Here is an 18,928-nt window from a genome sequence, read left to right on the forward strand (position 1 = left end):
ATGCTTTCAATGGGGGCACCACATGCCGACCCATTGGGACATCACCATGCCCACCACTCCCGCCCAGTCGGAACTTATCAAGACGTTCTCCGCCTCGTCCCTGACCGCCGTACCCGAACGTCTGGCCGGCAAAGGTAATTTGCTGGTCGCCGCACAGCCGGCCTTGACAGCCTGCACCACGCAGCTCAGAGCACTGTTCGGTCAGGCGCCCAGCCTGCGTCAGACATTGCTCGATACGCTGCAGGCTCAGTTACGGATAGACCCAACCCATTGCGGGCTGCGTGATGAGACCAGGCAGATCACCTTGCTTTCATTCGCAGCCCGCCTGCTGACGAACCCAGCGTTCACCCGCCCGTTTGCCAGCTGGACAACGTGGGGCTTTGCACAGGGCAGTGCTCAGGCTCAGCTGAACGCCGCTGACTGGATACGTTACCTTGGGCCGCTGGCAAGCACCGCTAGGCTGCGGGCTACCAATGGTTACTGGGCTGCCCGCATGCCGGGTACTGCCGTATCACGCCAAAGCCACGCAAGCACCCTGCTGCGCGAGCATTTCGAGCGCAGCCTGGACATTGCTTACGGACTGGGAAAGCTGGAAATCACTGCCTGGCTGACTGCAAGGCGAGCCACACCAAGCTTTGCTCAACTGCAATGGCAGCCCACCGGCGCGCCAACGCTTAATAGTGTTGCGGCGATAGTTGTAGAGCCCGAACCAGAAGCCACCGGCTGGTTGCTGTACATCCCAGGACTCACGACCTGCACTGTGCCTTTCAATGACCTGCAGCACCTGCGCACTTGGGTATTCGAGAACCGTCATATCTTTTGGTCGGACCCGCGATGGCCCATCACCCTGGGCAGCAGCGACAATGTACTCATCACGCCGCTACACGGCGATGGATTCAGCGCTCTAATGGCAGAAACGCTGGCGCAGCAAGAGGGCCTCATCGACCACCACCTGCTGCAGGCGTGCCAAACCCACGCCATTGACCCACTGGACTGGACAGACCTGCAGGCATGGGAGAATAAGCGAAACGCCATCGTGGCAGGGGCTCTGCCTGAGAACCTGGCGGCACAAATCGCTCAGGTATGTGCCGACGACGCCGCCATGGCTGCGCAGGAGGTGCACTTCGCCTGCCTGGAGCAGCACCTGCCCATCGCTTGGCGCCAGCAGCGTGTCGAACAGCAGGAAGCCCTGCTGGAGGGTTACCTGAAAGGCGACATTGCACCGACTTCGGCCAAAGTGACACTGCTGCGCGAACAACAGGTGGCGCAGGACCTGTTGAAGAGCACGCTGGACACCTACCTACTCGCCCTGCCAGAGCCCGTGAGTAGCGTCATGCTGCAACAGCCGGCGGGCGACATCCCCAGGCGCACACAGATTGCAGAGTGGCTATGCAAGGCATTGCTGGCCGAAGCACGGCTGCAACACACGCTGGGCGAGTTGACAGCTACCCATCTTGGCTGGGTGGAACACCTTGTGGACAGGCCTGAGCCAAGCCTGCAAAGGCCTGTACAGGTTCGCGCCTTGGCAGTGACCAGCGCCGGTCAGCGCTGGGTATTGAGCGGTTACATAACAGTGCGTGAGCTGCCGGCTGAGACAGGCCAAGCGCATGACCCAAGCCTGCTGCTGTACCGCCCAGGCCAACGTGGCGGGCTGCTGATGTTCGCGGACGAACCGGCACTTGAACGCAGCCTGCTGGCTACACTCGACGGTGCATGGCCTGATGCACTGCTGGAGGCGGCCCACGCCAGCGATGGCGTGCCGCTGCACGCTAGGCTGAGCAACACGCCCACCTTTGCATTCGAGCATCCGCCCGTCGATGGGCACTTTATGTTGCACTGCGTTGACGCCATCGCTGCGGCTCTGCCAGCCGACACGTCATGCGAACAAGCGCGTCAGCGGCTGTGCATCAGTGAACATCTCGCCAGGTTGACAGCCTTTGCGCGATTCGCCGAGAAAAACCGCAGCAGCCATTTTCAACAAAACCTGCCCCGATTGAGCCATCTCGATGCACAACAGATCGCCGCAGTGGCTGCCCAGATCGAAACACTGCAAGCGTCACTGCACACCTCTGCAAGCCTTCTCGCTTCAAGTCTGCAGCCGCGCGACCAATTTGCCCGCCAACTGCTCAAGGACTACTTGCAAACCGAATTCGGTGTGCAGGATGCCGGGCAGATCACCCTCGACATCGCTGACAGTGTCACCATCAGCAAAGTGGTCACGGGCCAATCGGCCGCCGGTGGTGCCGGAGCGCGGGATGTGCCCATATTCAGCACGGCCCGCAGCGATGTGCCCCTTGAAACATTCATCATGGTGGCGCTCGATGAACATCGCCGCTTGCGCCTGGGCAATGCCACCGTCAAGTTCGAACCTGCCAACCCTTACCTGGCCGCGCGGCTTACGCCGGCGCGCATTGCCGCACTGGTCACCGAACTGGATGCCGCGGGCCGCTTCGAGACACACATCGTTCAAGCCTACCTGGGCTTGGAGCACGAAACGCCCTGGCAGGTCGCTTGGCGTCAGGAAACCCTGCGTGCGCCTTACGAACATCGCTTGAAGCTTCTGCTGCTAAGCCGCCCTGCCAGCCTGGATGCCAGCGGCCAACGCATGCTTGAAACGTTTTACAACGAACAGGTGGCTGCAGGCGCAGCCAGGACCCTTGCCTACCACTCGCTGGAGTTGAAGCCAGGAGTAGCAGCAGATGGTTCGAGCGACAGCGTCGCTTTGTCCGGCATCGCGCTGGTGCAGGGCCAGACAAGCCCTGTGTTGCTCTATATGCCGGATGCGCCCAATGGCAAGGTCGTCAGCCAGTACTCAGACAGCGATGCGGCATGCCAAGCGCTGCAAAGCATGGCCTTGGACAAAGCCATGGCCCGCTACCTGGCTGAGCAAACCTTGAGCGGTGATCCGGATGAGCATGAGCGATACATCGACGCCGCACTGAAGTCAGGATTTCACGGGTTTATCGGCATAGGCATTGCGCGTCCCGAATCCTTGCCTACCTATGAAGCTCGTCAAGGCATGGGGGCGCTCATTCGCACCCATCGTAACACCTCTCGCAGCCAGGCCGATGTGGCCCTCGCTGCGCCACAGGTATTTGACCATTACTTCTTCATGGGGCTGCGAATGGTACTGGGGGTATTGCCAGGCGTGGGTACCGGCCTTGCACTTTTCGATGGCTGGCAGGCGGCTACTGCTGCGGTCACTGCTTTCGAACAACGCAACCTGGAAGAAGGCCTGATGCACCTCGTCAGCCTATTGCAGTCGCTCAGCGATGCTGTACTGACCATGGCCCCAACGGGTGCAGCTATTGGCAAGCCTGCTATCACAGCGCGGCTATTGGCCCAGCAACGCCAGCGCCTGCAACCCCTGCGGCAGGTGAGCGGAACACCCCAACCGTCCACAGTGCCTTCGGCGGCTATGAAACGGACCTGCCCATCGGCCCGATGAAGCGCTCCAGCCTTCCCCAGGGCGCTGGCGTGTTCGAGCATACGGCAACGCGGCAAACATACATCACGCGCAATGCCGCCTGGTACGCGGTTGAATGGGACGCCGCTTACCTGACCTGGAGGCTGAAACCCCACGGTATGCGCAGCTATCGTCAACCTGTACGCCTCAGCGAGCACGGTGTTTGGGAAACGCCTGGCCGCCTCAGTGGCCTGCTGGTGGACAGCGCCCTGCGCGGAGGCGGCGGTGCACTCACCACACTGCTCAATCACGGTGTTGCCTATTGGCGCAGAGCAATGCGCGCCCAGCCCAGGCGCCTTACAGGGCTGGAATTGGCACACGACATCAACGACGAACTCGTACGCTGCCGGTCCCGTTTGGCGCAGAAGCAGGCGGCCTACCGCGCGGCAGTGGAGGCTGTGGCCGAAGGTACGCAGCCCACTGACGGGCAAAGAGCTGCCTACATCAATGCACGCACGCAACTGGCTGAAGAAGTTCAGGGCAACATCGCGTTCAATGAGCAGGCCGTGGCGCGCCTGCGGGAGCAACGTGCCACGCTGGCTCGGGCAGATTACGTACGCTTCAAGACCCTGTGCGAGGAAAACATTGTTGAAATGGCGGTGCTGGACATGCACCTGGTTTCAGCACGCTTTACCTTCGCCACCGACCAGATCAAGCTGGCGTACAGCGCCGTTCAGGCATTAGCTGAATCTACCGTACCCACGTCGGTGGCCAAGCGCCTGACCCAGAATACGTTGGCGGCAAATAGAGAGATGGTGCTGACGCTGATGGAGGCCGAGCGCCTGGCAACCAGCCATCAGGTACGGCGCAGGGCCTTGCAAGGCAATACCCTGAGCACATACATGGCCCGTGCCCAGCAGACCGGCCTGGTGCTGGACCTGAGCAACATCCGCGTGGTCAGGGCGTCGATTCTGTCGGTCACCCTTTTCGAGGCAAGCGCGGTAGAACACCCGCATATGGGGGCCTTCATGACCCACTTCCATGAACAGGGGGTTGCTCTGCGCAGCACGCTGTACAGCCAGGTTCAGCTGCCGCAAGCGCGCCTCAGCCGGGCCCAGGAACGCACGTTCCTCAGCCACGCCAGAAGCCGCTATGTGCGCTACCTGAACCACCTGACGGCATGGGAAGACAACTTCACGGACTTGCTGGCACCAGCAGAAACCTTGTCGTTTCGTCAACTCATGCGGGAGTTGATCGACGAAATCGATGCCAACCTCGCCAAGGCCAGCTCAGCCCGCCCTTCTACCGACCACCCCCCGCGGGGCGCGAGCCGCCCACGCTTGTTCGAGACGGTGGAGGGGCCGTTGATCGGTAACGAGTTCGTCGAGCGCGGCCAGGCGCGCATGCGTATCAACCAGCCCAATTCCGAACAGCCGCACACCGTTTACGCCAAAAGCGAAAACGGCAAATGGCAACAGGTAGCAAACGAGCCCCAGATGCCGACGCCCCCCCTCTCCTCGCTGCTTGAAACCGCCAGTGCCCGTCTGGCCGCCATCGATCAGCAACGGGCCAAGCTGCACCAGTATCGGAAACCACAAACTCTCCCGGTAGACCTGGAAGACATCGCCGAAGGCCACGCCCAGCAGCTGCGTTTTCTGGGCGAGAGCATCCGGCGCAAGGCGGGTACTTCGTTAAACGCCAGCCACCTGGCGCTGATCCAGCAACTGGACACCGCTGCAGCAGAGATGCATGCCCTGGGCCGGCAACTGCGCATAGCCCAGAGCAAAGCAAGCAGTAAACCGACGGTGGCTTACCTGGAATACCTGGTGGAGCAGCAGGAGGTAGAGCTTGGCTGGTCGCGCACGCTGAACCCGAAACGGGACCGCAAAGGCAACCCGATGGAGTACCTTGAGGAATACCGCATAGTGGATCGGGCCAGCGGGCAGCCGCTGTGGTATGCGCACTTCCACTTCCGGCACAAACCCTCAAGCGGCTTCACTCGACTTGAAGCAGGCCACCTGAAACTGGCCAGCGAACGGGACCTGGGGGAAGGGGCGTGGCGCGCGGCCATGACCGAGGCTCAGGCCAACAAACTGTTCGGCAGCCTGCGCCCGGCTGACTGACAAATGCTCCATCACCCGGGCTGCCTGACAGCCCGGGTGCCACTTGCCTTACAGCTTGGCGATGGACACTTCGGTGGATTTAACGAAGGCGATCACTTCGCTGCCAACCTGCAGCTCCAGTTCACGCACCGAGCGGGTAGTGATCACCGAGGTGACGATACCGGAAGCAGTCTGCACGTCGATTTCCGACAATACCGGGCCTTCCAGAATTTCTTTCACAGTGCCTTTGAACTGGTTACGAACGTTGATGGCTTTGATGGTCATGGGGTAATTCCTTCTAAGGGCTTCAGTGGGTTCAGAGCGCCCAGCGCAGTTGCGTGGGCAAAGGGGCTACAGGGTCAGGTTCGGGGGCTGTGCCCGGCGCCGACAGAACACGTTGCAGGACCTCGCTTTCCAGCGCGGCCAGGCGATGGGAGCCACGTGCACGGGGCCGAGGCAGGTCGACGGCAAGGTCCAGGCCCACCTCGCCTTCTTCGATCAGAATCACCCGGTCGGCCACGGCGACCGCCTCGCTCACATCATGCGTCACCAGCAACACGGTGAAGCCATGCTGGCGCCACAGGCGCTCGATCAGTTGCTGCATTTCGATGCGGGTCAGGGCATCCAGCGCGCCGAGCGGCTCATCAAGCAACAGCAGGCGCGGCTGGTGGATAAGCGCACGGGCCAGGGCCACGCGCTGCTTCTGCCCACCGGACAACGCTGCAGGCCATTCATGGGCGCGATCGGCCAGGCCTACTGCTTCCAGTGCCTGCAAGGCACGGGGCTGCCAGTCTCCTTTGAGACCCAGGCCAACGTTATCGATGACCCTTTTCCACGGTAACAGGCGGGCGTCTTGGAACATCAAGCGGGTTTCTTCTCGAGCCTCTTCCAGCGGCGCCGCACCGGCCAGCAGCTGCCCGGCAGTGGGCTGGTCGAGCCCGGCCAGCAAGCGCAGCAGCGTGCTTTTGCCGCAGCCGCTGCGCCCTACGATGGCGACGAACTGGCCAGCCGGGATGTTCAGGTCGAGGCCCTTCAATACTTCGCGCGGGCCAAACGCCTTGCGCAGGCTGCTGGAAGCCAGCGGGATACCGCGCAGCAGGCGTTGTGGCGAGTCGTTCAGAATGGTCATACGGCCTCCTTCCTTGCCACCTGATAGGCCGGGTGCCAGCGCAGCCATATACGTTCAAGGCCGCGGGCGGCCAGGTCTGCAAGCTTGCCCAGCACGGCGTAGAGGACGATGGCCAGCACCACCACATCGGTTTGCAGGAACTCACGGGCGTTCATGGCCAGGTAACCGATGCCGGCATTGGCCGAGATGGTTTCGGCAACGATCAGGGTCAGCCACATGAAGCCCAGGGCAAAGCGCACACCCACCAGAATCGAAGGCAGCGCACCCGGCAGAATCACCTGACGGAACAGGCTGAAACCAGACAAGCCGTAGCTACGGGCCATTTCGACCAGTGCTGGGTCGACGTTGCGGATGCCGTGGTAGGTGTTCAGGTAGATAGGGAACAGCGTGCCCAGCGCGACCAGAAAGATCTTCGCCGACTCATCAATACCGAACCACAGGATCACCAGCGGAATCAGTGCCAGGTGCGGCACGTTACGGATCATCTGCACTGAACTGTCGAGCAGGCGCTCGCCCCAGTTGGACAGCCCCGTGATGAAGCCCAGCACCAGGCCGATGCTGCCACCGATCAGAAAGCCCAGCCCGGCACGCCAGCCGCTGATGGCCAGGTGCGTCCAGATTTCTCCGCTGCGTACCAGGTCGACGCCGGCTGTCAGCACGGCGCTGGGCGCTGGCAGAATGCGGGTCGACAGCCAGCCCGCGCTGACCGCCAGTTGCCACGCGGCTAGCAGCAGTACCGGCAGCGCCCAGGGCGCCAAGCGCTCTATCACGGTATTCGAGGTTTTCCGACTCATACAATGCCCCTCATCGCTGGGCCACGGACTTGGGCAGGATGTCGTTGGCAACCATCTCGCCGAACGGGCTCACGTAGCCGCCGCTGGTCGCAGGCTGAGGCCGTTGTACGTCCAGATGCGGGAACAACAGTTCGGCCACCCGGTATGACTCTTCAAGGTGCGGGTAGCCAGAGAAGATGAAGGTGTCGATGCCCAGGGCGGCATATTCCTTGACCCGCGCGGCGACGGTCGGGCCATCGCCCACCAGCGCAGTGCCTGCACCTCCGCGAACCAGACCTACCCCCGCCCACAGGTTAGGGCTGACTTCAAGCTTGTCGCGGCGGCCATTGTGCAGCGCGGCCATGCGCTGCTGCCCTACCGAGTCGAAACGGGCGAGCGACGCCTGGGCGCGAGCGATGGTGTCGTCGTCCAAATGGGATATGAGTTTTTCAGCCGCTTCCCATGCTTGCGCATTGGTCTCACGCACGATCACATGAAGGCGAATGCCAAACCGCACTTCGCGGCCCTGGGCAGCTGCCTTATCACGCACCTGGGCGATCTTTTCAGCCACCGCGCTGGGCGGCTCGCCCCAGGTCAGGTACAGCTCGACCTGCTCTGCAGCCAGGTCTTGGGCGGCTTCGGAGGAACCACCGAAATACAACGGTGGACGAGGCTGCTGGATGGGTGGGTACAGCAGCTTGGCGCCTTTGACCTGGATGTGTTTACCGTCGTAATCGACTTCTTCGCCTTCAAGCACCTTGCGCCAGATGCGGGTGAATTCGACAGACGCTTCGTAGCGCTCCTGATGATTGAGGTGCAGGCCGTCACCGGCCAGCTCGTCCGGATCGCCACCGGTTACCAGGTTGAACAGCGCCCGGCCATTGGACAGGCGATCGAGCGTGGCGGCCTGCCGCGCGGCGACCGTCGGCGAGATGATTCCAGGGCGCAGGGCCACCAGGAACTTCAGGCGTTCGGTAACAGGGATCAGGGACGCGGCCACCAGCCAGGAATCCTCGCAGGAACGCCCGGTGGGTATCAGCACGCCGCCGAACCCGAGGCGGTCCGCCGCCTGGGCAATCTGCTGCAGGTAGCCATGGTCCACCGCCCGGGCGCCTTGCGCGGTGCCCAGGTATTTGCCATCACCGTGCGTGGGGAGGAACCAGAAGATGTTGAGGCTCATTGGAGTTGTCTCCTAAGGGGTAGCTGAGCCGGGGAACGCCCGGCACGGACAGATCAATCAAGGCGCACTGGCAACCTTGGCCGGGGGTGTCCAGATCACGTCCTTGATGCGCAGCGGCTTGGGTATCAGCTTGAGCGTCTGAAAGGTGTCTGCGATTTTCTGCTGGGCCACCACGACGTCCGACGTCAAGGGCGCTGCGCCGTAGCCTTGGCGCTTGACGGACGTCAGGGTGATGTCCGGCGCGAGCCCGAGCAGCGGGGCGACCTGGTCGGTGACTTCCTGCGGGTTGGCCTGCGACCACTCACCGACCGCACGTACCTGATCGATGACGGTATTGATGACGGCCGGGTGCTGATTCGCATAACTGCGCGTGGCCAGGTAGAACTGATGGTTGTCGACCAGGCCCTGGCCGTCACGCAGGGTGCGGGCTTGCAGCTGCTGCTCGGCGGCGGCCTGGTACGGGTCCCAGATGACCCAGGCATCGACACTGCCACGCTCGAACGCTGCGCGCGCATCGGCCGGGGGCAGGTAGACCGGTTGAATATCGGTGTACTTCAGGCCTGCATCTTCGAGCGCCCGCACAAGCAGGTAATGGACGTTGGAGCCTTTGTTGAGGGCGACCTTCTTGCCCTTGAGTGCCTGCACCGACTGGATCGGCGAGTCCTTGGGCACCAGGATGGCCTCACTGTGGGGCGCGGGTGGCTCGTAGGCCACGTACAGCAAGTCGGCCCCGGCGGCCTGTGCGAATACCGGAGGCGTTTCGCCGGTCACACCGAAATCGACAGACCCGACGTTCAGCCCTTCAAGCAGCTGGGGACCACCGGGAAACTCGGTCCACTGCACCTGCACGCCTTGCTCGGCCAGACGCTTTTCCAACGTGCCCTTGGCCTTGAGCAGCACCAGGGTGCCGTATTTCTGATAACCGATGCGCAGGGTTTCAGCCTGTGCCTGGGTAATGGCGCCGAGGGACACAGCCGCCGCAAACAGGGCGACCAGACCACGACGCAAGAAGATTGTGCGCATGGCGCTCTCCTGTGCGATGGGGTTCGGGTTGCACCTGCTTGCCTCGTTGACGGGCGAGTAAGGTGATACAGCGGGTTTGCCGGGTCAGATGCTCCAGCGAGCACTGATCAGGCGATCATTGAGCACGCCGGGTGCGACCGGGCGCGGGCGCCTGGCCAGGGCCAGGTGGAAGGTTTCCAGCGAGTCGTGCAGCCGTTCTTCGAGGGCAGGCGCCAGCTGGGCCGGCTTACTGCCTTCGGCATAGGCGATCTGGCTGTCATCGGCAAAGATCCCTTGCAGGGTCTCCTGGGCCTTGAGAGCCGACAGTACGGGCTTGAGGGCGTAATCCACGGCCAGCATGTGGGCGATGCTGCCCCCAGTGGCGATGGGCAGCACGACCCGGTTGGCCAGTGCGCGCTCGGGCAGCAGGTCAAGCAGGGTTTTCAGCGCGCCGGCGAACGACGCCTTGTACACCGGTGTGGCAACGATCAGGCCATCGGCCTGGGCCACCAACTGTTGGAAGTGCTGCACGTGTGGGCTTTCGAAGCGGGCATGCAACAGGTCTTCGGCAGGAAAGTCGCGCACCTGCAAGGTGACGACTTCAACGCCACGGTGCTCGAGCCACTGCCGCGAACGTTCGAGCAGCACGCCTGAGCGTGAACGAGGACTTGGGCTACCACCGATTGATACGACCAGCATTGCTGCGCTTCCTTGGGTTACGGTGGAATGACATTAGCAGTTTCCTTATATATCTATAAATCATATTTAATTCTTTGTTTATTCGATTTAGATATTTTCAAGCTAATTTAGGTCAAAAAAAAGGGCCGTCGAAACGGCCCGAAAATCCCTGCTTGGCTAAGCGTTATGCAACACAGTACTTACGCTCGGTTCGGTTGAGGCGTCAGACGCAAATAGGGTTTGACCGCCGTGTAGCCTTTTGGAAATCGTTGCCGGATCTCTTCTTCGTCCTTGAGCGAAGGAACGATCACCACATCGTCACCGTCCTGCCAGTTGCCTGGGGTGGCTACCTTGTGCGAATCGGTCAGTTGCAGCGAGTCGATTACCCGCAAAATCTCGTTGAAGTTTCGCCCGGTACTGGCGGGGTAGGTAATCGTCAGGCGAACCTTCTTGTTCGGGTCGATGACGAACAGTGAGCGTACGGTCAGGGTATCGCTGGCGTTTGGGTGGATCAGGTCGTACAGGTCCGACACCTTGCGGTCGGCATCGGCGAGGATCGGGAAATTGACCACGGTCTGCTGGGTTTCGTTGATGTCTTCGATCCAACGGTGATGCGAGTCCACCGGGTCGACCGACAGTGCAATGGCCTTGACCCCGCGCTTGGCAAATTCATCCTTGAGCTTGGCCGTGAGCCCCAATTCGGTGGTGCACACCGGGGTGAAGTCGGCAGGGTGCGAGAACAGCACGCCCCAGCTGTCGCCCAGCCATTGGTGAAAATGGATTTTGCCTTCGCTGGAATCCTGTTCGAAATCCGGGGCGATATCGCCGAGTTTGAGGCTCATGGGATGCAGCTCCTGTGCTGGGGTGCCTGTGGAATGAATGTGCCTGAATTTCATCAACCTTAAAAAGAATAAATAAAGCTTTGTTAATGCTTTTTATGCATAACAATTTTCGCTCACAAAAAAGCCTCGCATCAAGCGAGGCTCTTCATGTGGCTACGGCTTACAGGAAGTTGTAAGTGTAGTTCACGATGAAACGGGTCTGGTCCAGATCGGCCACCGAGCTTTCACCGGTGCCGCGGTAAACACCGTGGCGCAGGCTCGCACCCAGGCCTTTGAACGTGCCTTCCTGGATGACGTAGTCGATCCGGGCGTCACGCTCCCACTCGCTGAAGTGGCCATTGCCGCTGGCGTTCTTGCCGTCTTCACCCTTGAGGTAGGAAACCGAGGCCTTCAGGCCCGGTACGCCGAGGCGCGCGAAGTCGTAGGCGTATTGACCGAAGGTAGTGTTCTCACCGGCCTTGGCGAACTGGTTGATCATGCTGTCGGTGAACAGGTAGAAGCTGGCGCCGCCGGCGCCTTCGAGCGAGGAACGCGAACCGTCCTTGCGCACGCTACCCTGGTTCAACCAGACGAAACCGCCGTCGTCGTTGACGCGCTGGTGACCGAGCATGAGCGAGTGACCACCCAGGGTGTAGGTGAACATCGCCGACCAGGTCTTGTTGTCGACCTCGCCAGGTGTCTTGGCAAAGCCGCCGTTGTTGTTGAAGGTGTAGCCCGAGTCGCCGTTGCGGCCGTCGCTGCTGCTGTTGAAGTAGCGCAGGTCAGTCTTGAACGACTGGTCGTCGGCGATCTTGAAAACGTGGGTAGCGCCCAGGAAGTGCTGCTTGTAGAAGTCTTCCAGGTTCGAGTAGTAGTACTGCAGGGTCAGGTCTGGGGTGAGCTTGTAGTCCAGGCCGCCATAGCGGAACTTGTTGCTGTCACGGAAAGCGCCGTTGACCGACAGGCCGGTGCGGTTGCTCGAGGCGCGGCCCATGGCGTGGGTCAGCTGACCGGCGTTGATGGTCAGGTTGTCGATTTCCTTCGACTGGATGGTGCCACCTTCGAAGGTCTGCGGCAGCAGACGGCCATCATTGGAGACCAGGATCGGCAGGTTCGGCGCCAGGGCGCTACCGTAGTGGACTTCAGTCTTGGAGAACTTGGCCTTGGCGTTGGCGCCCAGGCGAGCCCACTGGCTCACGGCAGAGCCGTCGGAGTCGCTCGGGAAGAAGTTGCTGTTGTCAGGGTGTTTGCCACGGCCGCCGTCGAGGTGGATACCCCACAGGGCCTGGGCGTCTACACCGAAACCAACGGTGCCCTGGGTGAAACCGGACAGGTAGTCCAGTTTGAAGCCCTGGCCCGATTCACGGTTGTCGGCGCCACCGTCACGGTTGTCGCCATTGAAGTACATGGTGCGCGAGCTGACCGACAGCTTGCTGTCTTCCACGAAACCGGCAGCACCTGCTTGTTGGGCGAGAACACCCAGTGCCACGGCCATGGCCAGGCTGGACTTGTACATGCTTTGCTCCTCTACGTTCTAATTTTTGTGTATCTCAGGCGGCCGGGTCTATTGCCCCGCTCACCATGGATGGGCGATTTAGTCCTAAAGCGTGACCCTTTAGTCAATCATTTCTAAACGTTTCGCGACTTTGGTCTAAGGCGCCAACCTGGGCTACAGGATAATGACAATCCTATAAATCCAAAATGACTGTTTTGTGAATCGGTAAGACTTTTAAGGAATATGTAAGGAACCATTACTGCATTTTGTTGTAGCAAATGGGTTTCTCATAACCCCCGGCTATTTGCAATCGTTTGCTCATAACCTCATTCCAATTGGATCTATAGGGAGGCTCAGCCTAGCAGCGTCGGCTGACTTTGCCATTGCGCGTGATCAATCATCGACCAAGGGTGCCAAATGAGCGCTAAGCTAATTCTTAAAAGTTATTTATTTTTAATTTTTTAGATCAATTAGCCTTATCTCATGCATCCCTTGCCCGATGAGAGCTCACCATGAACCCGCACCGCACCCTGCGAATTCTCAGTACCCTGGCGTTTGCTGGCGCCAGCTGGATAGCCCACGCGTCAGACTTGACGGTGGCGTATCAAACAACGGTCGATCCTGCCAAGGTGGCGCAAGTCGATGGCGACTATGAGGCGGCGACCAAAGCCAGCATCGACTGGCGCAAGTTCGACAACGGGGCCGATGTAATCACCGCCGTTGCCAGTGGGGATGTGCAGATCGGCTACCTGGGCTCCAGCCCATTGGCAGCCGCCGCAACCCGCAAGCTGCCGATCGAGACGTTTCTGATCGCCACGCAGATCGGGGCTGGCGAAGCCCTGGTGGTGCGCGACGCGATCAAGACCCCTCAGGATCTGGTGGGCAAGAAAGTCGCCGTACCCTTCTTGTCGACCGGGCACTACAGCCTGCTGGCAGCGCTCAAGCACTGGAACATCGATCCTGCCAAGGTGCAGATCCTGAACCTGGCACCGCCAGCGATCATCGCGGCATGGAAACGTGGCGACATCGACGCGACCTACGTGTGGGACCCTGCGCTGGGCGTGGCGAAGGAAAGCGGCAAGGTGCTGATCACCTCGGGCGAGTTGGCCAAGGTAGGGGCCCCCACCTTCGACGCCTGGATCGTGCGCAAAGACTTCGCCTCCAAGCACCCCGACGTGGTCAGGGCTTTCGCGCAGGTCACGCTAGAGGCGTATGCAGATTACCGAAAGGATCCGCAAGCCTGGCTGGCGAACCAGGACAACGTCGCCAAGTTGGCCAAGCTGTCCGGCGCCAAGCCTTCGGACATCCCGGTGTTGCTGCAAGGCAACGTCTACCCGCTGGCCGCAGACCAGGCCAGCGCCCTGGGCACGCCTACTACCCAGGCCCTGACCGACACGGCCACGTTCCTCAAGCAACAAGGCAAGGTCGAGGCCGTACTGCCGGACTACAGCCCTTATGTCAGTGCCCAGTACCTCCCCCACTGAATTTGCAGACAACCACAGGAGCCTGACATGGCCTTGCTTGAACTGGAGCGCATCAGCGCACAGTACCCGGGTGCCGCGAGCCCGGTGCTGGCCAACATCACTCTGAGCCTAGGGCCGCGGCAATTGCTGGTGGCGCTCGGGCCCTCAGGCAGTGGCAAGACCTCGCTGCTGAACCTGGTCGCAGGATTCGTCAGTCCCAGCGCGGGACGCATCACGCTCGACGGCGTTCCTGTGCAGGGGCCAGGTGCCGAGCGTGGCGTGGTCTTTCAGGACGATGCCCTGCTGCCCTGGCAGAACGTGCTGGGCAATGTCGCCTTTGGCCTGGAACTGGCCGGTGTGCCACGCGCGGCACGTGAAGCCAAGGCACGCGAGATGCTTGCCCTGGTCGACCTTGCGGATTTCGCCGAGCGGCGCATATGGCAGCTTTCAGGCGGCCAAAAGCAGCGCGTGGGCCTGGCCCGTGCATTGGCAGCCGACCCTGGCGTACTGCTGATGGATGAACCGTTCGGTGCCCTGGATGCGTTCACCCGCGAGCACATGCAGACGCTGCTGCTGGATATCTGGCAGCGCACCGACAAACCCGTATTGCTGATCACTCATGACATTGAGGAGGCCGTGTTTCTCGCCACTGAACTGGTGTTGCTCGCACCCAACCCAGGGCGCATCGTCGAGCGGCTTGAGTTGGACTTCGGCCAGCGTTACGCCAACGGCGAGTCGGCGCGGGCGATCAAGTCCGACCCACGCTTCATCGAGGCTCGCGAGCATGTGCTGGCCCGGGTCTTTTCCCACCGTCAATCCCCGGAGCGCGCATGAGCAGCCTTGATATGCCAGCGGCCAGTGAGCCCACTGTTCAATCAGCACCTGCCGCCCGCGGGGCTCGTCTGCTGCCCACCCGCTGGATCAGCGCATTGACCCTGGCCAGCCTGGTGTTGACCTGGTGGCTGGTCACGGCCGCCGGGTGGGTCGAGCCCCTGTTTCTGCCCTCACCTGCTGACATCATGGCCAAAGCCTGGGTCTTGCTTACCCAGGGCTACATGGACGCCAGCCTGTGGCAGCACCTTGGCGCCAGCCTCGGGCGTATCGGCACGGCATTGCTGGCTGCGGTGTTCACGGCCATTCCGGTGGGGATCGCGATTGGGTATAGCCGGGTGGCACGGGGCATTTTCGACCCGTTGATCGAGTTCTACCGGCCCATCCCCCCGCTCGCCTACTTGCCGCTGATCGTCATCTGGTGCGGGATCGGCGAGTTGTCGAAGGTGCTGCTCATCTACCTGGCGATCTTCGCGCCCATCGCCATCGCCACTGCCACGGGTGTGCGCACCACCGACCCTGCCAAGCTGCGGGCCGCGCAATCGCTGGGCGCGACCAGGGTCCAGCTGATTCGCCACGTGATTTTGCCAAGCGCGCTGCCCGACATTCTGACGGGCATTCGGATTGGCCTGGGCGTCGGTTGGTCGACGCTGGTGGCGGCCGAACTGATCGCCGCCACCAGCGGCCTTGGCTTCATGGTGCAGTCGGCCGCGCAGTTTCTGGTCACCGATGTGGTGGTGCTGGGCATCCTGCTGATCGCGCTGATCGCTTTCGCGCTGGAGATGAGCCTGCGCGCGCTGCAACGCCGACTGGTGCCCTGGCACGGGCAAAGCCACTGACCCCTACCGCTCGTGCGCCCGTCAGGGCGCCTGCCTGAAGAGACCGACATGAGCCTGACCATTACCCCACTCAGCCCGGCGCTGGGCGCACAGATCAGCGGCGTGGACCTTGCCCGCGACATCAGCGACGAGGTGCGCGATGCCATCGAGCACGCGTTGCTTCGCCACCAGGTGCTGTTCTTCCGCGACCAGCCCATCGCCCCCGTCCAGCAGGCGCGTTTTGCCGCCCGCTTTGGCGACCTGCATATCCACCCCATCTACCCCAACGTACCCGGCACGCCCCAGGTGCTGGTGCTCGATACTGCGGTCACCGACGTCCGTGACAACGCCGTCTGGCACACCGACGTGACCTTCCTACCGACACCGGCCCTGGGCGCAGTGCTCAGTGCCAAGCAGTTGCCGGCCTATGGCGGCGATACCCTGTGGGCCAGTGGCATTGCAGCCTTCGAGGGATTGTCAGCGCCCCTGCAGGCGATGCTGGTCGGGCTGACGGCGACCCACGACTTCACCAAGTCATTTCCGCTGGAGCGCTTTGGCACCACGCCACAGGAGCTGGCGCGCTGGGAGCAGACCCGGCGCGAGAACCCGCCGCTGTCGCATCCGGTGGTGCGCACGCACCCGGTGAGTGGGCGCCAGGCACTGTTCGTCAACGAGGGGTTTACCACGCGCATCAATGAGCTGAGCGAGCTGGAAAGCGAAGCGCTGCTCAAGCTGCTCTTCGCCCATGCCACCCGGCCGGAGTTCACGATCCGCTGGCGCTGGCAGGAAAACGACGTGGCGTTCTGGGACAACCGCGTCACCCAGCACTACGCGGTGGATGACTACCGGCCAAGCCGGCGGGTGATGCACAGGGCAACGATCCTGGGCGATGCGCCCTATTAACGAGAGGGATGGCCGATGCCCCAGCCCTGAAAGGTCAAACCTGGTGGTTCGCCTTTTCAGGGCTGGTCTGGCGCGGAGGGTCAGCGCACCAGGTGCAGGAACTGCATGTGCCGTTCGTACTGGTCGAGGATGTCGTTGATGATCTGCTCCTTGCTGTAGCCCACCAGGTCGTAATTCTGGCTGCCTTCGCTGAGGTAGACCTCCGCCCGGTAATAGCGGCGGTTCTTCAACTCATGGGCACCCAGGCCACCACGGGCGAACGAGGGCGTGAAGTAACCGCGCATCTGCACCTGGTAGATGAACGGCTGCTCATCGCCATGGCCGACTTTCAAGCTGACGTTGTCATGGCTCGGGTCGTCCTGGGTGATCAGCACCAGCCCTTTCTGCTCGAACACCTCACGCACATCGGCGATGGCCGGGCGCACCACATCGTCCATGAACCGGTACACCTCGTCCCGCGAAGGGAAATGCACGGCCTGGCTCAGGCGCTGGCGCCAACCCCCACGGCCTCGGCGCGACTGGGCGAAGGGAGCCAGCGAATGCATCTGCGCGATCTGGCGCTGCGACTCCAGGTAGAAGGCCTTGTGCAGCCCCCACATCATGCACAACAGGATCAGCGAGAAAGGCAACGAGGTGAGCACCACCGCCGACTTCAGCGAATCGATGCTGCCGGCGAACAGCAAGGCACTGGTCACCAGCGCCGTCATGGCACCCCAGAAGATGCGCAGCCAGTTCGGGCCGTCCTCGTCGGCATCGCCGCCGGTGGCCGACAGCGTGGACAGCACCACGGTACCGGAGTCTGCCGATGTCACGAAGAACACGAAGCTGACGAACACCGTCATGGCGATCACCGCCTTGCTCCACGGATAGGTCTCCAGCAGCAGGTACAGGCTCATCGACGGGTTGTCCAACGCGGCCTGGCCCAATGCGGTCATGCCGTGATTGATGACCTGGTCCAGTGCGCTGTTGCCGAAGATCGACATCCACGCCAGGGTGAAGCCAAGCGGAATCAGCAGCACACCGAAGACGAACTCGCGAATGGTCCGCCCACGGGAGATGCGCGCGATGAACAAGCCCACGAAGGGCGCCCACGCGATCCACCAGGCCCAGTAGAACACCGTCCAGCCGCCCAGCCACTCACGGTTATCGCCATAGGCATAGACATCGAAGCTCTTGCGCGGCAAGGCGCCCAAATAGTCGCCCAGGTTCTGGATAAGGGTGTTGAACAGGTGCTGGGTGGGGCCTGCGAACAGCACGAAGAGCAAAAGCGCACAGGCCAGGAACAGGTTGATGTCGCTCATCACCCGTACGCCTTTTTCCACACCGGCTACTGCCACGGCCACCGCCGCGCCCATCATCAGCGTGATCAGCACCACCTGCACCCACTGGCTGTGGCTGATGCCGAACAGGTAATCCAGGCCGGCATTGAGGTGCAGCACGCCAAAGCCCATGTCGGCCCCCAGGCCGAACACCGTGGCGATGATGCCGAAGCCGTCGACCGCATAGCCGATAGGCCCGTTGATGCGCTTGCCGATTAACGGATAGAGCGCAGAGCGCAAGGCCAGCGGCAGATTGTGCCGGTAGGCGAAATAGGCCAGCGCCATGCCGACGAAGGCAAAGACGCCCCAACCATGCAGGCCCCAATGCAGGAACAGGATCTGCATTGCCTGCCGGCCCGCCTCAACCGTGCCCCCTTCACCCTGGGGTGGTTGCAACATGTGGGTAAGCGGTTCGGAGACGCAGAAGAAGAACAGCGTGATGCTTATCCCCGCAGCAAACAGCATGCCCGCCCACGACAGGTAGCTGAATTCGGGTTCGTCGTGGTCGGCACCGAGCTTGATCTTGCCGTAGCCCGATACGGCGGTGACCACCACGAAGACCAGGTACAGCGTCATTGCCAGCATGTAGTACCAGCCTACCGTGTTGGCAGCCCAGTTCTGCGCCGCCAGCAACCACTGGCCCGCACTTTGCGGATTGGTAATGACCACAAGGCCGAAGATAAGAATGAAACTTGCCGCGAAATAGAACACCGGAGGGTTCATGCGGATCTTGCCAGGGGCAAGCGAAGGGGTCGGTGCACTCATCGCGTGTGCACCTCGTCAAAGGACGAAAGACGCATAATTAACGGGTTCAGCAAAGGAATCCTCCTGATGAACACCGGCAGCGGACCAGCGTTTTTTTAATTGAACAAGCGTTCAAGTTAAACATGGTTTGAGCCTCATTGCGAATTGAAGCGCCGATTGGTAATGCCTTGGAAGCACCCTTCGGCCAGCCTGACTTGCCCCTGCGAAGGGGCATTTAACGGTCTGGTGCCTGCCCAAGGCACG

At 61.6% G+C, this 18,928-nt stretch carries 15 protein-coding genes; 6 read left to right on the top strand and 9 right to left on the bottom strand.

The window, feature by feature from the left end; translation table 11 throughout:
- Nucleotides 1-22: 22 nt before the first annotated feature.
- Both ACF8E5_RS09180 and ACF8E5_RS09185 read left to right on the top strand, forming a co-directional pair.
- Nucleotides 23-3,448 (top strand): dermonecrotic toxin domain-containing protein, encoded by a 3,426-nt coding sequence (locus tag ACF8E5_RS09180; protein WP_392475178.1) that lies wholly within the window; start codon nucleotides 23-25, stop codon nucleotides 3,446-3,448.
- Nucleotides 3,445-5,529, top strand: coding sequence for a hypothetical protein (locus tag ACF8E5_RS09185; RefSeq protein ID WP_392475180.1), 2,085 nt, complete (start codon nucleotides 3,445-3,447; stop codon nucleotides 5,527-5,529). The genes ACF8E5_RS09180 and ACF8E5_RS09185 overlap by 4 nt, the downstream gene beginning before the upstream one ends.
- Nucleotides 5,530-5,577: 48 nt before the next feature.
- On the opposite strand, the gene ACF8E5_RS09190 is transcribed toward ACF8E5_RS09185, so the two are convergent.
- The 8 genes from ACF8E5_RS09190 to ACF8E5_RS09225 form a co-directional block, all read right to left on the bottom strand.
- Nucleotides 5,578-5,793: a molybdopterin-binding protein gene (locus tag ACF8E5_RS09190; protein ID WP_003255829.1), complete on the bottom strand. Its 216-nt coding sequence runs from the start codon at nucleotides 5,791-5,793 to the stop codon at nucleotides 5,578-5,580.
- 31 nt (nucleotides 5,794-5,824) lie between these two features.
- Entirely contained in the window at nucleotides 5,825-6,637 is an 813-nt protein-coding gene (gene ssuB / locus ACF8E5_RS09195; protein WP_078477821.1) for an aliphatic sulfonates ABC transporter ATP-binding protein, read from the bottom strand.
- Nucleotides 6,634-7,431 carry an aliphatic sulfonate ABC transporter permease SsuC gene (gene ssuC, locus ACF8E5_RS09200; protein WP_196126456.1) on the bottom strand — a complete coding sequence of 266 codons (798 nt, stop codon included), beginning with the start codon at nucleotides 7,429-7,431 and terminating at the stop codon, nucleotides 6,634-6,636. The genes ssuB and ssuC overlap by 4 nt, the downstream gene beginning before the upstream one ends.
- Before the next feature lie 10 nt (nucleotides 7,432-7,441).
- Nucleotides 7,442-8,590, bottom strand: a complete 1,149-nt coding sequence (ssuD, locus tag ACF8E5_RS09205; protein WP_058637072.1) for an FMNH2-dependent alkanesulfonate monooxygenase — start codon at nucleotides 8,588-8,590, stop codon at nucleotides 7,442-7,444.
- Nucleotides 8,591-8,647: 57 nt separating this feature from the next.
- Nucleotides 8,648-9,613, bottom strand: a complete 966-nt coding sequence (locus tag ACF8E5_RS09210) for a sulfonate ABC transporter substrate-binding protein (RefSeq protein WP_058637071.1) — start codon at nucleotides 9,611-9,613, stop codon at nucleotides 8,648-8,650.
- Between the two features lie 84 nt (nucleotides 9,614-9,697).
- Nucleotides 9,698-10,291, bottom strand: a complete 594-nt coding sequence (gene ssuE, locus ACF8E5_RS09215) for an NADPH-dependent FMN reductase (protein WP_058637070.1) — start codon at nucleotides 10,289-10,291, stop codon at nucleotides 9,698-9,700.
- A 179-nt stretch (nucleotides 10,292-10,470) separates the two neighbouring features.
- Nucleotides 10,471-11,112 carry a peroxiredoxin gene (locus ACF8E5_RS09220; protein ID WP_100850592.1) on the bottom strand — a complete coding sequence of 214 codons (642 nt, stop codon included), beginning with the start codon at nucleotides 11,110-11,112 and terminating at the stop codon, nucleotides 10,471-10,473.
- A 160-nt stretch (nucleotides 11,113-11,272) separates the two neighbouring features.
- Nucleotides 11,273-12,607 carry an OprD family porin gene (locus ACF8E5_RS09225; protein ID WP_392475182.1) on the bottom strand — a complete coding sequence of 445 codons (1,335 nt, stop codon included), beginning with the start codon at nucleotides 12,605-12,607 and terminating at the stop codon, nucleotides 11,273-11,275.
- Between the two features lie 491 nt (nucleotides 12,608-13,098).
- Between ACF8E5_RS09225 and tauA the strand changes: the two genes are divergently transcribed.
- From tauA to tauD, 4 genes are read left to right on the top strand one after another with little or no spacing between them, the layout of a single operon-like run.
- A complete protein-coding gene (gene tauA / locus ACF8E5_RS09230; protein ID WP_392475183.1) occupies nucleotides 13,099-14,070 on the top strand; it encodes a taurine ABC transporter substrate-binding protein in 972 nt (323 codons plus the stop codon).
- 27 nt (nucleotides 14,071-14,097) lie between these two features.
- Complete coding sequence (gene tauB, locus ACF8E5_RS09235; RefSeq protein WP_078477817.1) at nucleotides 14,098-14,883, top strand: taurine ABC transporter ATP-binding subunit; 786 nt, start codon at nucleotides 14,098-14,100, stop codon at nucleotides 14,881-14,883.
- Nucleotides 14,880-15,719 carry a taurine ABC transporter permease TauC gene (tauC, locus tag ACF8E5_RS09240; protein WP_145253845.1) on the top strand — a complete coding sequence of 280 codons (840 nt, stop codon included), beginning with the start codon at nucleotides 14,880-14,882 and terminating at the stop codon, nucleotides 15,717-15,719. The genes tauB and tauC overlap by 4 nt, the downstream gene beginning before the upstream one ends.
- 48 nt (nucleotides 15,720-15,767) lie before the next feature.
- Complete coding sequence (gene tauD, locus ACF8E5_RS09245) at nucleotides 15,768-16,601, top strand: taurine dioxygenase (protein ID WP_326383686.1); 834 nt, start codon at nucleotides 15,768-15,770, stop codon at nucleotides 16,599-16,601.
- An 80-nt stretch (nucleotides 16,602-16,681) separates the two neighbouring features.
- Here the strand turns inward: tauD and betT are convergent, their stop codons facing one another.
- Nucleotides 16,682-18,643, bottom strand: coding sequence for a choline transporter BetT (gene betT, locus ACF8E5_RS09250; RefSeq protein ID WP_178091243.1), 1,962 nt, complete (start codon nucleotides 18,641-18,643; stop codon nucleotides 16,682-16,684).
- Nucleotides 18,644-18,928: the final 285 nt, after the last annotated feature.

The organism is Pseudomonas sp. WSY_20, assembly GCF_043104335.1.
Taxonomy (GTDB): domain Bacteria; phylum Pseudomonadota; class Gammaproteobacteria; order Pseudomonadales; family Pseudomonadaceae; genus Aquipseudomonas; species Aquipseudomonas parafulva_B.